At 31.7% G+C, this 15,352-nt stretch carries 9 protein-coding genes (1 of these 9 cut by a window edge); 8 read left to right on the top strand and 1 reads right to left on the bottom strand.

All coding sequences use genetic code 11. The features are described from left to right. The 4 genes from WOVOC_RS02235 to WOVOC_RS02220 all read left to right on the top strand — a co-directional run. A protein-coding gene (locus WOVOC_RS02235; RefSeq protein WP_025264185.1) for a hypothetical protein crosses the window boundary here: on the top strand, positions 1-1,105 show its 3' portion. It extends 143 nt beyond the left edge of the window; the window shows 1,105 of its 1,248 coding nt (coding positions 144-1,248); its start codon lies off the left edge, out of view; it ends in the stop codon at positions 1,103-1,105. A gap of 1,126 nt (positions 1,106-2,231) precedes the next feature. Further along, entirely contained in the window at positions 2,232-3,461 is a 1,230-nt protein-coding gene (locus tag WOVOC_RS02230; RefSeq protein ID WP_025264184.1) for a lipoprotein-releasing ABC transporter permease subunit, read from the top strand. Continuing rightward, positions 3,454-4,185: a hypothetical protein gene (locus tag WOVOC_RS02225; RefSeq protein WP_025264183.1), complete on the top strand. Its 732-nt coding sequence runs from the start codon at positions 3,454-3,456 to the stop codon at positions 4,183-4,185. Before WOVOC_RS02230 ends, WOVOC_RS02225 begins: the two co-directional genes overlap by 8 nt. Continuing rightward, positions 4,182-5,402 (top strand): hypothetical protein, encoded by a 1,221-nt coding sequence (locus WOVOC_RS02220; protein WP_025264182.1) that lies wholly within the window; start codon positions 4,182-4,184, stop codon positions 5,400-5,402. The genes WOVOC_RS02225 and WOVOC_RS02220 overlap by 4 nt, the downstream gene beginning before the upstream one ends. An 864-nt stretch (positions 5,403-6,266) precedes the next feature. Here WOVOC_RS02220 and WOVOC_RS02215 read toward each other — a convergent pair. Then, positions 6,267-7,640 (bottom strand): phosphomannomutase/phosphoglucomutase, encoded by a 1,374-nt coding sequence (locus tag WOVOC_RS02215; protein ID WP_025264181.1) that lies wholly within the window; start codon positions 7,638-7,640, stop codon positions 6,267-6,269. An 808-nt stretch (positions 7,641-8,448) separates the two neighbouring features. Here WOVOC_RS02215 and WOVOC_RS04650 point away from each other — a divergent pair. The 4 genes from WOVOC_RS04650 (at position 8,449) to carB (ending at position 15,316) form a co-directional block, all read left to right on the top strand. After that, positions 8,449-8,607, top strand: coding sequence for a hypothetical protein (locus WOVOC_RS04650; RefSeq protein ID WP_155981147.1), 159 nt, complete (start codon positions 8,449-8,451; stop codon positions 8,605-8,607). A 1,669-nt stretch (positions 8,608-10,276) separates the two neighbouring features. Further along, positions 10,277-11,101, top strand: coding sequence for a YihY/virulence factor BrkB family protein (locus WOVOC_RS02200; RefSeq protein WP_014869268.1), 825 nt, complete (start codon positions 10,277-10,279; stop codon positions 11,099-11,101). A 10-nt stretch (positions 11,102-11,111) separates the two neighbouring features. Next, positions 11,112-11,861 carry an SDR family NAD(P)-dependent oxidoreductase gene (locus WOVOC_RS02195; RefSeq protein WP_025264180.1) on the top strand — a complete coding sequence of 250 codons (750 nt, stop codon included), beginning with the start codon at positions 11,112-11,114 and terminating at the stop codon, positions 11,859-11,861. A 149-nt stretch (positions 11,862-12,010) separates the two neighbouring features. Next, on the top strand, positions 12,011-15,316 hold the full coding sequence (gene carB / locus WOVOC_RS02190) for a carbamoyl-phosphate synthase large subunit (protein WP_025264179.1): 3,306 nt from the start codon (positions 12,011-12,013) through the stop codon (positions 15,314-15,316). Positions 15,317-15,352: the final 36 nt, after the last annotated feature.

Below are 15,352 nucleotides of genomic sequence, written 5' to 3'. Positions count from 1 at the left end.
GAATTATGATCATATTGTCAGGTTTGGTAAAATCGAAAAAGGTGAAGATAATAATAAGAATATGTATAAGCTTCGTTATGGTGGATATAAATATAATTTAATTTCTGTTTTATCAGATGAAAAAGGAGAACCTTTTAAAACAAGGGACGGTAAAAGTTATTTTACTATTGAATTTTTAGTTGATAAAGGTAAGGTTAATAGAGACAAACATGATTGTAATGACGATTATCGTGGGTTTTATGAGCCATTTAAGTTTAAAAAATTTGATCTTGCAGGACATTTACCAGTTTTTGAGATTGACACTAGTTTACTTAAGTTAATTAATTCTTCTGTACTGACTAAAAAGAAAAAAAGTAAAGAAGGTAAAGTTCAAGAGTTCATTGATGAAAAAGGAAGAAACGGAGAATTGTTATATACTAGTGATTATAAAAAATTAAGCACTAGTTTTTTTGAAATTAGAGCTCAAGGTAATAACCTTGAGCTAGATAAGAGTCTTATATCTGTTTCTGTTGTCTTTATTGCAGGCCTAGCTAAGATTTGTGCTAAGTTGTTAGCTTTCATTCCTATGAAGTTAGCTGAGCATCTAATAAGAAGACAAAATTTAATTGCGAAATCTTGTGGTTATTTTTTATTTACTACTGCAATAATGGTGAAGAACTTGGTAAATATAGGAACTACTATGTTAAAAGCTCCAATTTTATTGTTTGTAGCAAATAAAAAAAAGTATGGTGATGCTTACCTGACTATGTGGAATTGTCAATTACGTGAGTACTGGAAAGAATTCATGAAAGACTTTAGCGTTATTGGAGTTGGAAAAAGGGAAGAATTAAGGGATAAAGATGATGAAAAGATTATAGGAACGTGGAAAGAGCTTAATGTTAGGAAGCTATTTGTTGAAAAAGGCTTAGAAGAGAGAGTAAATAATAGTAGTGAAGATATAAATAAGTCTGAGGAGCAAAGCTTAAATAGAAAGAAATCGCAAAATGAAATTGATAAAAGGATAGCTGAGTTTAGAAATCAGAAGGGCAGCAATGTTTACATTAGGAAAGAGCAAAATAGGAGAAATTCACAGCAAGGGCAAGACGATAAACCACATACGTACTAGTTTGTGATTACTTAAGTTAATATTACCCACTTTCTACTTTAATCGTTTTACGGCAAGAGCTTGTATGTATTTTATCCTTAGCATAAAGTGTTAGTTACTTAGTTAATATCTTAACTAAATGTATTCTATAACACTATGTGGTGGTAGTATATTTTGGCCTTTGTATAAGCCATAAGCCAAAGTAGTTTCAGAAAATATTTAGCTATAATACTCTGTTTTAGAACACTTTGTTTTAAAACTAGGAAACTAGCTGTGTGTTGCCTATAATTGCTATAAATATATGGGTATAAGTTGTTGTGATGAATGAGTTATATGTGTTGCAGAATATGAAGTAATTTTAAACTAGTAAAAGTTGAACAGTATAATTGCTGTACTTTTCTACAATGGAAATAAAATAATGTTGGTTCTGCCTTCAGATTAAAGTAATTTTTATGCTTTCTGCTCAAAAAACATCTTAGATAGTTTATAAGACTGACTTTATGGTCCTTTTTGAGGTGAAGCTTTATTGAATTTGGTTGTGAATATAGCTGTATCGATGTAGTTTATAATTAAGGTGGAGAAGTACTATATAGTGAAGAGAATTCTATAGAGAAACCTGAATGAGTTTAGTAATAGTTGTTACTGGAGTTTTAGTGTGTTTGTGTTTAAAGCAAAGCGCTATATAGGTGAGATTAAAAATTTATTAGATAAAATTTATGAAACAGCAAGATGCTCTAAATCATGACTAAAGAAATTGAGGAATGGAAATTTTGTAGTATAATTTTAGTGGGTAAAAGTTTTCCTTATTTATAAAGAATCTTTTTATAAATTTGTTAAGCTATATTTCTAAATAATTTCGTCACTATGAAATGAATAGAATATTATATGATGGTCCTATCAGGGGTTAGGCATGATAATTTAGATGACAGGATATATTATAGCAAAAGATTATGTAATAAAGATTCTAAGTAAAGTTTCTCATAAGATTAAAAATAGAAGTATAAGCTTTCTACTTAGGTAGTTGGCTTTTTTAAGTAGAGAGTTTTCTAAATCTAGGAAGGTAAAAATCTCTAGTTTTTAAGTAAAGAAAGGTTTATAATTGTGTGATATTTTAGGGATATAATGCTTAATTTCAAAATGTTTTATAATGTCCATTACCTTTGAAGTTACTATGGCTATTCGCTATTTGCAGGCGAAAAATGCTAAGTTTTGCTCTATAACGACTTTGTTTTCTATTGTTGGCATTGCTCTTGGAGTTGCAACACTAATAGTGGTGATGTCTGTGATGAATGGATTTAAGGTAAAGTTACTTGACTTAATACTTGGTATTGATGGTCATATTAATGTTTATTTCGATAGAAACGTAAATTCAGATTATCGTGCAGTATCGAAATCTATCGAGAAAATTCCAGGTGTATTAAAAGCAATTCCTATGACCAATGATCAAGTTATTGTTGCGGCAAATGATAGAATTGCAAGTAGCATAGTACGAAGCATGTCAACTAAAGACTTATTTTATAATACTACTATTACAGATAATATAATTGTGGGTAATGTGAGAGAATTTGATAAAGGGGTAATAGTAGGAGCTCGATTAGTAGAAGCTTTAAACATTAATTATGGCGATAAAATTGTGCTTATATCGCCTGAAGGATTTGATGCATTATTTGGTGTAATGCCGAAAGTGAAAGAATATGAGGTTGTAGCAATATTTGATATGGGTATGTTCGAGTATGATAGTACTTTAATATATATGCCCATAAAATCAGCACAGGCTTTTTTTAATTATAAAGATAGCGTGAGAAATATAGAAGTATTTGTGGACGACACTGCTGGGGTGAGTGAATTAGCAAGTGCTATAGAAAAAAAAACAGGAATGAAAGCTGAAAGTTGGCAGTTACAACATAGCAACTATTTTCATGCTTTAAAGACTGAAAGGAATGTAATGTTTTTAATTCTTACTTTGATTATAATTGTAGCGGCATTCAATATTGTTTCAAATTTAATGATAATAGTGCAAGAAAAGAAATTCGCAATTGCAATTATGCGAACGTTTGGGGCAACAAGTGGAAGTATTATACGTATATTTTGCACTTGTGGTCTACTTATTGGTCTTGCAGGAACTTGCCTCGGGTGTATTACGGGTATTGTTTTTTCTCTTAACATTGAAAATATTAGAGTATTTTTAGAAAATATTACTAATATTAAACTGCTCGACCCTATGATATACTTTTTTTCAAGTTTGCCAGTAATATTAATTCCTCAAGACGTAGTGAATATTTCTGTACTTGCACTATTCTTGTCATTTTTAGCAACAATTGCTCCTGCATTACAGGCAGCTGCGCAAGATCCTGCGGAGATACTATGTTATGAATGATATTCAACGACAGTATATAAGCTGGTTTTTGATTATGGTATTAGGTGTTACTTATATTATGATAAACAGCATAATATTTTTAAAAATGAATCAACGGGAAAACGAAAGTAATATAAAGAGTTTAGCAGAAAGCATAGATGAGTTAAAGATGTTGCTTGATGTTAACCAATCTAGAATAGAAAAAAAAATATTTGAATTAAAGAAAAATTTACTCACTCAATGTGAGCAAGATAATGGTAGTTCAAGGCATAAGAATATTGCAAAATTACTGCTACTTGTGGTTAAAATGAAGAATTCGTTGTTAAAAAAGGAAAAACTTGATGATTATGTAAACGCAGTAAGGCCCTTAATATTAGAACTTGATGATCCAGAGTTAGAAAATGCTCTAAGTGAATTGGGAGGTTTGAAAGAGGTAAGTACTTTACACGAGTTGAGATCGTCTTTTGAGAAAATCATTGATGCTATTAACTACAATAAAAGTATGCTATTTCAAAAAATCATTTCAAACTGGGTAAAGATAAAAGATAAAAATGATCCACTAATGATGAAACTTGTAGAGATTGAGGAGTTAATAAACGATAATGATTGGCAAGGAATAACTACTGTAGTAGGCAATTTAACACACCCAGAATTTAAACCATGGCTTAATAGATTAAATAGTTTTATTATAGCTTATAGGAATATTTCAACAATATATCGGTATTTATTGCAATATATCTCATGATTTATTTTATAGTTCTCACTCTCTCTTTTTTATTTGGCATGTGGATCAAGATGGGTGGTGAAGTAATAAAGTTGGAATCAGGTAGTTACATCATAAGTGTTGATCTGTATTTTATTATTTTCACTTGTGTACTTTTATTATTTTTATTAATTGTACTTATATATTTTTATTTTTTTGTTTTATCAACATTTGCCAGTATGAGAAATAGAAAAAAAGATAGAGAGGAATTGCTTCTTTTTGAAGCTTTGTTTAGTATGGATTTAGGCAATATAGAGAATGCTCACAAGCTAGTTAAGAATTTAAGTAAAGAAAACGATAGATTATCTTTAATAAAGCTCTTTGACTCATGTAAGATGGGAAATTATAGCTTTTTTAGCAATAGTTTATTAAATATTGCAAATAAAAATCGTAACTTAGCTCTCCTTGTGATTAATAAGCTAATTGTTCATCTTAAACAAGAAAAAGCAGTCTTTCAAAAATTCATAGAGTATTGTTCTAGTTCAATTAACAATAAAATTCTGTCTATTCCCTTTCAAATAGAGGGTTATATATTGCATGAGGATTGGATTAACGCAATTTTGAAGTTAAAGGAAGCTATAAAGTTTAATATTTTTCTTCCCTTTGATTGTGAGAAAATGTTAGCGGTTTTTTATTGTGCTTCGGCAAAACAATATGAAAATAAAGGGAATTACAAGAAAGCTTTGAGGTCTTTATTTAAAGCACAAAGTTATTGTGCAGCTTTTCAGCCAATTAATTATTTAAGAGCAGAGTTATATATTAAACTTGGAAAAATTAGAAAAGCTTCTGTAGTGTTAGAGGAAGAGTATACAGTAAACCCTACTCCCCAATCAGCTAAGATTTACATTAGTTTAAATAGTAAAGGTGCTGAAAAGCTATATAATCTACGTTCTGATTATTATTTTAGTTATTGTTTACTTGCTTTATCTTCAATTAGCTTAAGTAAATATGATCTTGCAAGTCAACATTTAGATATTGCTATGAGAAAAGCTAATTATGTGTCAATCTATCTTATTATGATACAGCTCAAAGTTGCATTACAAGAGTATGAACAAGTAATTTATTGGCTAAACAAAATGGACTCAGAGGCTATATCTGATCCATATTGGAAATGTGCAGATTGTAATAAAAAGCTAAAGCAGTGGGGCTATAAGTGTTCAAGTTGCAATAGCTTTAACTGTGTATATTATGTTCAGTAATATAAGTCATTTTAACTGCTTTTAAGTTAAAGTTTCTTATTGCTGTCTTGTTTATCTATTTTACTGCTTTCTTCTAAAAGAATACAGTGTTATTTGTTATATAAAAGATCAAGTGCCGTAATAGAGGTATTATTTGCACGACTTTCTTCATTATGGTTATATTCTTATCATGTCTCTATATAAGGTTCATAATCTAACTTTTCCATAAGCTTTTTACTTTTTTAGACAAAATTATTTTTGTTTTATTAGTATAATTAACTTTTGTATTTTATACGCATTTTTTCTCTGTTTATTTTGATCTTGTTTATATTCTTTCTCTGCTTTTTGATGCGCTTGCTTATATTATAATACTGTTTTCGATATAGTCTTTTCTTTGCATTTTGTAACTCTTCCTCTGCTACTTGATTTATTGTGCTATCTTTTATATCATTAGTATTTTTCGGTTGCTTCCTCTATAATTTTTTTTAAAATGCTGCATTTTTTCTCACACTTCTCCCTTTCATTTAGTGCTTTTTTATTGCATTCACTTTGATAATCTTTATATTGTTTTTATCAAAAATTTTTAATTTCTTACTATTACTGTATACCTTGTGATATAAGTTTACCTTTTCTAAGTATTGCTTCATGCAGTATGTATTTTTTTATACATTCCCTTTACCAAGTTAGACTTGTCAAAAAATTTGTTGAATTGATTCTTTTAAACATAAAATTTCTCTGCATACTAGCTAAATATAGTTAATATTTTTACTTAAATATTATTAAGTGTAATGCTTTAGTAACTTTGTTAGCCTTTTTTTGGTGTGTACCTTGAGGACACTCACTATGGTTAAGGAAACAATGAGAAGACAGGGTAGGGGGGAAGCTTTATAAACTACTCTTATTTTGATAGTTACAATTAAGGGACCTTACTTCATCAATATAATAAAATAAAGTCTTTTTAGTAAGTTCAAAATCTTCTAAAGTATTTCCTTCACATCTTGCTGTGATGCAATTTTGTGTGTTTGATTCTCTAAGAAGCCACCAGCCTTTGTTATCGTTATTGGTTACTTTAATGCCATCAAACTCTGAAAATATGATATTTTGTTGTTTTAGTGTTTTCTTTATTAATTCAATTATTTGAAATTTTTTTTCGTCTTTAACTACAATCTTCACTTCATGAGTGATATATAATTTTGGTAAATCCTCAATCATCTGAAATAGGCTTTGGTTTTTCTTGAGCAGAATGTCAATAGCTTTGATAGCAGAATACATTCCATCATCAAAACCTAGTTCAGAAAAGAAAAAATGTCCGCTTAACTCACCAGCAAACTTTGCTTCTTCCTCTAGCATTTTCTTCTTAATTAGTGAGTGTCCAGTAGCACAAATAATTACTTGTCCTCCTAACTTGCTGACAAAATCGTGTACTTTCATACTCATTTTTATGTTAGCAATAACTTTGCTTTGTGGATATTCTTCTAGTACTTCACGTGCGAAAATCATAAATAAATGATCGTTGAAAACGATATTGCCCCTATTGTCAATTAAGCACACTCTGTCACTATCGCCATCAAGTGCAATGCCAAGATCACATTTATCTTTTTGTACGATATCGATTAATTGAGCGAGGTTTTTTTCTTCTATAGGATCTGGATCATGTAATGGAAATGCTCCGTCTATAGAGTTATTAACTACAATATGCGTATGACCAGATAGGATTGTTTCAATGTGCCTTAAAATTCCACTTACTGGACTATTTCCACAATCCCAGGCCATTTTTAGCTTTTGTGTAGTATTGTTGGTCTTTAATGCACTTTTTAATATGCGAATGTATTCGCCATATATATTTATGTTGATTAAGCTTCCAGTTTTTGTACGATTTTTAATCGGATTGCTTATAACTTCCCTTATTTCTTGATCTGAGTAGGTTTTTTTACTGCTAAAAAATTTAAAGCCATTATACTTACTGGGGTTATGTGAAGCAGTGATCATAATACCAAGATCTGCTTGTATAATTTGTGTTGCAGTGTAGAGCATGGGTAAAGAACATAGTCCAACACGTATAACATTTGCTCCGGATAAAGTCAAACCTCTGATTAGTTCTTTTTCTATACTTGGTGAATCTATCCTGCTGTCATAGCCTATACAAACACTGGATACGGTTTGGCCAAATTTTCTGCCTATTTCATATCCATCATTAATCTGGAGATCTTTGCCTACTATACCTCTAATATCATATTTTCTTATAATAGTATTGTCCATACTGTGCTGCTTAGAATAACTACTATATAATATTGTAGACAGATGCTCAAGTTTCTTCTTTATTCATTTGCATAGTTAGTTAACTTTAAGTATATTTTTAAGAAATATTAAGCAATGCCAAGGGAAAAAAGTCTACTTACGTAGAAGAAGAATCAAAGTATGTTTGTTAGAAACCAAAATTTGGATGTGGATAAGCAGAGGAAAAATAATATTTTGAGTTTCATTGAGTCTTGTAGTAATATTTTAGGATTTCGTTAAAAGTAGGTTCGAAAATGAAAAAAAAAGCTAACGAAGACTATCTCTATTTTAGAGGCTAATATGGAGATTAGATTTGAAGTATGCCTTTAGGAGAAGTTAATCGAGTAACTGTATTCAAGAAAAGTAGTAGTGATGGAAACTATAGTTTCTCTTAACTCTGATTTATGTAAAAAGCCAATTAACTAACAAGATAAAGGTTCTAAAGGGTGATAGTGTAGGTGTGATATTACTACAGCAGTAAGATCTGAGATGGTATAAAGGATAATTGATGAACAGAAATTTGGCGATTCAAGGTTTATGGATCTATTGCCAAAGGAAAAGAAAATAAAATGTTGAGATTAGTTAAACATAATAAAGAAGTTTTTATTAATAGAAAAACTTTGTATTACGCTTTTGCTGATATGGTCTAGAATAGAGGAGATCAGCAGATACTAAGGTAAGTAATGTTGACACGAGATCACCTATGTTACCGTAGTGTCTATATCGAGCAGTAATTTATGTTCTTCTCTTGAAGGAAAACTCGCCCTTTCTTTATGGGGAAAGTCTTTGTTTGGTAGTTAGTGAGTTTAGTGGTGAAGAAACGCATAAGCGGGGAAAGAAATTAGAAGAAGGAACTGGTATCTTAGGAAAAAATACAGAGTTAAAAAACTGTGGTGAGAAAATAGTAGAAGAAGGCTATAAAGAAGCAAGCTTTGGAAGAAAAAGTTAAGAAGCTTAAAAGGCTATAAGTTAAAAAAGGAAGACAAAAAAATTGGCTAAAATGACTAAGGCGTTGGGAGTTAGAGCAAAGAATAAGTGAATTGCAGTAAGAGTTAAAAGATAAAGATAGTGAAATAATAGATTTAAAATCTCAATTAGCAGGTAAAAAAGGTAAAGTTCAATTAACAAATAGAATAAAGGAATAGCTGATGTAATAGGTTAGTTAAATAAGGAGCAATTAAAGGATCAAGAGTTGGCTGAAGTGTAAATCGGCTACGAAGAGAAAAAGAAGGTTTAGGAAATAAATTAACGATCTAATAGAGAGGTAATAAGTTGCTGGTAGGTAAGCTAAACAAGGGAAATACTTAGAAGAGAGTGGGAAAGCTCTTAGTGTTAGCTCAAAAAAAAGGAAAAATATGTTGTTAGCAATTGCAGAAGAGGAATTGGATTTGTTAAAGAGAATCTAGAGTAATTGCGGAATAATATTTATAGTAAGAAGAAGGTCAGGAGAAACAGTGGCTATGTCAATCCTAAACTGAAGTTTTGAGTATAATGGTAAGGTAGAGTAACGAGAGTAGAATACAAGATTAAGGTGTATAAGCGTGAATAAAAGTTCAAGTGAGGGATTGGTAAATTGAGATAGGAGAATAAAAGTTTAACTGGAGATAAATTAACTATATTTGAACAATTAAAATGTAATGTGAAAGTGGTTAATGAATTAAAGAAAAGTTTAAAGTAATTGCGAGAAGAAAGTAAACAACTACTGTAAAGTGTAAGAATTAATCAACTACTTGTAATAGATGAAAAAGAAGTTATAGAAGTAGGAATTTAACCCCGAAATATTATGATTATGAGTTGACCTATTTAAAAGGGACTTTGATTTTTACAGTAGGAAAAAGTGTAGGTAATCATTTGTAATCGAAAAAAAGAAAAGTTACACTGGCCATTTCATTAGCTCAAATAATTTTACTTCTGATGGTACACAAGACTTTTTTGATGAAAAGCAAAATATTACTGGTGTGGAATTAGAACTATTGCTGCAGGAAACAAAGTTGCAGATATAGAATTCACTTTCAGCAATCCAAAAAAATTACGGCGTAAAGTTTTTGATCTAGCTGTCATAATTTTTATCAATCTGACGTTGGTTTAATGTAAGATTCTGCTAATAAATAGTAGGATGTCAGTAAGCCTCAGCTACTTTAGATATAAATTACTTAGGAAATTTGCTAGAAAAGTAAGACCCACTGTGCTGATCCTGACTCTCTAATTCCTTGAACTAGCACTGATAGTCTTTCACTTAGTTTAAGGGCGACTTAGCCATGTGTAAAGGAAAACTTGAAAGGTGTGCAACTACTATAGTCTTATATAATCCACAAAAAAAGACACCTTAAATTTTAAGTTTTTAGTGAAAATTTTACCATTAAATCTTTATACCAGAAGTAGACTTTGTAGTCAAAACACCCTTAACATCAAGACAATGAAGTTGTTAAAATTTGTCAAGTAGTTTTTATAGCTTTTATTTTAAAAACTAACATCAAAGGCTTTAATGATAAAAGAAGGGATTTATAACAGCAAAAGAATGGTAATACATAACAATTTTTAATGTCATTAAAGGGTTTTTTGCTTAAAAATACATTTTATTTCATTTAAAATATATTATTTAGTTTATTTACATTGTAGTGAATAAGTTACTGCATAAGTTTTATAATATCATTTATTATCTTTATCGTGCTTTGATTGATACAATTTATAATGACGGAATGGAGCATGCAGGATACTTGTCATTTTTAATTCTATTATCAATATTTCCTTTTCTTATCGTCTTAATGGCTTTGGCATCAATATTTGCAAATTTCTTAGATCAATATAACATTGGCTGGACATCTATAATTGACAATATGCCGCAAGACATTTTAGCATCTTTAATGCCGCGCATTGAGGAGATAATATCAGGTCCGCCACACAGTTTATTGACTTTGGCAATTGTAGGAGCTATTTGGACTGCTTCATCAACGGTTGAGGGGCTTAGAACAATATTAAATAAAGCTTATAAAGTTCCGGTTTCGCCTCCTTATGTACTAAGGAGAATATTAAGTATATTGCAATTTTTAGCAATTACGTTTATTATAACTCTAACCATAATATTCTCTGCATCAGTGCCAATGCTAGTAGGTTTTTCCTATAATGGACTAAGTTACATAAAATATCTCCTTATTGAATTTGTACTCTTTATAGTAGTCTCTTGGCTATATTTTATATTGCCAAATATAAAACAAAACCTGTCGGATGTATTTCCTGGATCTTGTATAGCTGTTATGCTTTGGACAATCTCTGCTTTGGTTTTTAAGCAGTACTTAAAAGCTTCCTTTGGCCAACTAGATTTGATATACGGGAGTTTAGGTGGTGTGGTAGTGTCATTACTATTTTTTTATGTAGTAAGTTTAATTTTTATATATGGAGCAAAGTTTAATTTTCAGCTAAAATACTTTAATGGGCTTCATTGAGGAGAAATAGATGGGTAAATTAGAAGGTAAAATAGCTTTAATTACTGGAGCTTCAAGTGAAATAGGGTCTGCTGTTGCAAAAAGGTTTATTAAGGAAGGTGCGTATGTAATTTTAGTTTCAAGATCTGTTGATAATCTTAGGCCGTTATATAGTGAAATTGAAAAACTTGAAGAATTTAAAGAAGGCTCTGTGAAGCTAATTCAGCTTGATCTTTTAGATTTTGAAAATGTAAAGATATTAGCAAATATGATGGAGAGCCTGAAGTTATCAGAGTCTGGAGTACTTGATATATTAGTTGCGTGTATTGGAATTTTAGGTAAGTTAAGTCCTGTTCATGACTGCGAACTTGAAGAGCTACAGAATGTAATGAATACAAATTTTATTGCTAATTGGTACTTATTGAAAAACTTAGATCCTGTGCTAAAGAAATCTAGTTCTGGAAGGATAATATTCATGACCTCAGAAGTAACACTTTCTCCATCTTCTTACCCATATTGGATACCTTATGCTGCAAGTAAAGCTGCACTAGAAATCATGGTAAAGATATATGCATCTGAGACAAAACATACAAAACTATGCGTAAATGCTGTGTACCCAGAGGGACCTTTTGACAGCGAAATGTATAAACAAGCCTTTCCTGGAAAGGATATGCCTGAACTAGTGTTATCTGATAAACTAACAGATAAATTTGTGGAATTAGCTTCTGAGGGTTGTGATATATCAGGAAAAATATTGCCATTGAGCAAATCTATTGAATGAGTTATATGAATATCGTTCTTTAGGAAACTATACTAATTTTAAATTACCTATTATTGTTTTCACCTGATTATATAGCTCATAAATTTAATAAAAATTCACATTTATAGGAAAGATTGGTAACATTACTCAAGTAAGGATTGTGTTATATTATGCCAAAATGCACGGATATAGAATCTATATTAGTAATAGGAGCAGGTCCGATAGTTATAGGTCAGGCATGTGAATTTGATTACTCAGGAACTCAAAGTTGTAAAGTATTAAGGAATGAAGGTTATAAAGTTATTCTAGTGAACTCTAATCCTGCAACTATAATGACAGATCCTGAATTTTCTGATGCAACGTATATTGAACCTATACTACCTGAGATCATAGAAAAAATCTTAATTAAGGAAAAGCCGGATGCAATATTACCAACTATGGGTGGGCAAACTGCTTTGAATTGTGCAATGAAGCTTGCAGATGATGGAATATTGGATACATATAACGTAAAGCTTATCGGTGTAAGTAGAAAAGCAGTTAAAAAGGCAGAAGATAGAGAGCTATTTCGTCAGTCTATGGATAAGATAGGGCTGAAGTATCCTAAAAGTATGATTATAAGAGATCAAAGGCAAATAAAGGAAGCTTTAGATTATGTCGGGTTGCCTGCAATTATCCGTTCATCATTTACTCTTGGCGGTGTAGGCAGTGGTATAGCATATAATAAGGAAGAGTTTTTCAACATTGCAGAAAACTCCTTGAAAGTTTCACCAATAAATGGAGTTCAGATAGATGAATCCATTATTGGTTGGAAAGAGTACGAAATGGAAGTTATTCGTGATTGTAAAGATAACTGTATAGTGGTCTGTTCAATAGAGAATGTTGATCCTATGGGAGTTCATACAGGTGATAGCATTACTGTTGCTCCTGCTTTAACTCTACGCGATGCGGAGTATCAACAAATGAGAAATGCGTCTATAGCAGTACTTAGAGAGATTGATGTTAGTGCTGGTGGTGCAAATGTTCAATTTGCAGTTAATCCTAAAGAAGATGGGAGCCTTGTTGTGATTGAAATGAATCCAAGGGTTTCTCGCTCTTCTGCGCTTGCCTCAAAAGCAACAGGCTATCCAATAGCAAAAGTTGCAACTAAGCTTGCTATTGGGTATTCGCTTGATGAAATACGCAATGACTGTGCACCAACTATACCTGCTGCATTTGAACCGGTGGTTGATTATATTGTCACTAAAATTCCTCGTTTTGAGTTTGAAAAATTTAAGGGAACAGATTGTGAATTATCAACTTCTATGAAATCAGTGGGAGAAGTAATGTCCATAGGACGTACTTTTAATGAATCAATACAGAAAGCTTTCCGTTCACTTGAAACTGGTCTTACAGGACTTGATGAAGTGTTTTCTAATGGCACAGATGTTAATCATATAAAATCTCAATTAGCAAAATTACTACCAAACAGATTACTGGCTGCTGCTGATGCGATGCGTCATGGAATGAGTATAGAAGAAATAAATTCGATTACAAGGTATGATCCATGGTTTTTACAGAATATACAGCAAATTATTTTAGCTGAACAGAAAATTAAGGAAACCGGTTTGCCTGAAGCTGCACACGAGATATTAGAACTAAAAAAGATGGGATTTTCGGATGCAAGGTTGGCAAGTTTAAGCAATAAATCTACTTCTGTCATTGATGTAGCTGACACTGAGATCCAAATGCAGATTTCGGCTTCAAGTGCTAGAACTATGCCAGATCGGATAGAGCAGATTGAAGCAATAAGAAAAAAGTTTAGCATCAAACCTGTTTATAAACGCGTAGATACTTGTGCAGCTGAATTTGAGTCTAGTACTGCTTATATGTATGGGTGTTATGAAGGAGAGGTTATGAATAAGGCAGAATGCGAAGCAAATGTTTCCGACCGAAAGAAGGTTGTCATTTTAGGTAGTGGACCAAACCGTATTGGTCAAGGTATTGAGTTCGATTATGCATGTGTGCATGCAGTTTCCGCTGCTAAAGAAATGGGATATGAAACAATAATGATTAATTGTAACCCTGAAACTGTTTCAACTGATTATGATACTGCTGATCGTTTATATTTTGCTTCATTAACTGAAGAGGATGTACTTGAGGTGCTAAGTAAAGAGCAGGAAAACGGCACACTGGTTGGTGTTATAGTCCAAATAGGTGGTCAGACGCCTTTAAAATTAGCCAAAACGTTAAATGAAAGGGGTTTTAATATCTTAGGTACATCTTTTGATTCTATAGACCTTGCTGAAGATCGTATGAGATTTAGGAACCTTATTTTGCAACTTAATTTAAAACAACCTGAAAGTTCTATCTGTTCTTCGGTGGAAGAAGCATTAGCTAATGCAGAGAAAATTGGGTTCCCATTAGTGGTTAGGCCATCCTATGTTTTGGGTGGTCAATCTATGTCAATCAAACATGATATTGATAGCTTTAAGGAATATGTTCTTAGTCAAACTAAAATTTTTGGACATGGCTCGTTGTTGCTTGATAAATTTTTGGTAAATGCAGTTGAAATTGATGTTGATGCTATATGTGATGGGGAAAGAGTTTTCGTTGCAGGGGTTATGGAACATATTGAGGAGGCTGGAATTCATTCCGGTGATTCAACTTGTTCGATACCAGCAAATACATTAAGTGATAAAATTGTGAAGGAAATTAAGCTGCAAACTAAAAGAATAGCTCTTGAATTAAAAGTTAAAGGTCTGATAAATATTCAATTTGCCATTCAAGAAAGTGACATATATATACTTGAAGTGAACTTAAGGGCTAGTCGCACAGTTCCTTTTATTTCTAAGGCAATCAATATTCCTATCGCGAAGCTTGCTGCTCAAGTTATTTTAGGTAAAAAGTTAGACCAAGAAAAAAAATCTATTGATCACTTTGCAGTTAAAGCTGCTGTTTTTCCGTTTTCTCGTTTTTTAGGAGTTGATGCCCTACTTGGTCCTGAGATGAAGTCAACAGGAGAAGTGATGGGAATTGACTCATCCTTCGAAGCTGCGCTTGCGAAAGCGTACATGGCTGCAGGATATAAGTTACCAACGGAAGGAAAAGCTCTAATTTCAGTGAAGGATGATGATAAAGAGTATATATTGTCAGTTGCACAAATGTTGGAAGAGCTGGGTTTCGAAATATATGCTACTAAAGGTACAGCTTTGTACCTGAATAATAATGGTATAGCTGCAGAAGCTGTGAATAAGGTGAGAGAAGGCAGACCTCATATAGTTGATATGCTTAAAGATGGAAAAATAAATCTGGTAATTAATACTTCAAAAGGTGTAAAATCAGTTTCAGATAGCAAAGATGTTCGCACAACTGCTATTTCGCAAAACATCGCTTATAGCACTACAGCTTCTGGGGGCAGAGCACTAGTGCTTGCAATCCAATATTTAAAGAATAGCAAGCTGGAAGTGAAGTCATTACAACAGATACAGAATATTTAAATGCTAAAAATGAAATAATTTTGTATACATAGTTTT

Source organism: Wolbachia endosymbiont of Onchocerca volvulus str. Cameroon (genome assembly GCF_000530755.1).
GTDB lineage: Bacteria > Pseudomonadota > Alphaproteobacteria > Rickettsiales > Anaplasmataceae > Wolbachia.
The sequence above is the reverse complement of the archived record's forward strand: the minus strand, read 5'-3'. Positions and strand labels throughout refer to the sequence as shown.

Excerpts from the sequence above, each read along its gene's own strand:
- WOVOC_RS02230 (WP_025264184.1), top strand. The coding sequence starts at position 2,232 with ATGTCCATTACCTTTGAAGTTACTATGGCTATTCGCTATTTGCAGGCG.
- WOVOC_RS02225 (WP_025264183.1), top strand. The coding sequence starts at position 3,454 with ATGAATGATATTCAACGACAGTATATAAGCTGGTTTTTGATTATGGTA.
- WOVOC_RS02220 (WP_025264182.1), top strand. The coding sequence starts at position 4,182 with ATGATTTATTTTATAGTTCTCACTCTCTCTTTTTTATTTGGCATGTGG.
- WOVOC_RS02215 (WP_025264181.1), bottom strand. The coding sequence starts at position 7,640 with ATGGACAATACTATTATAAGAAAATATGATATTAGAGGTATAGTAGGC.
- WOVOC_RS02195 (WP_025264180.1), top strand. The coding sequence starts at position 11,112 with ATGGGTAAATTAGAAGGTAAAATAGCTTTAATTACTGGAGCTTCAAGT.
- carB (WP_025264179.1), top strand. The coding sequence starts at position 12,011 with ATGCCAAAATGCACGGATATAGAATCTATATTAGTAATAGGAGCAGGT.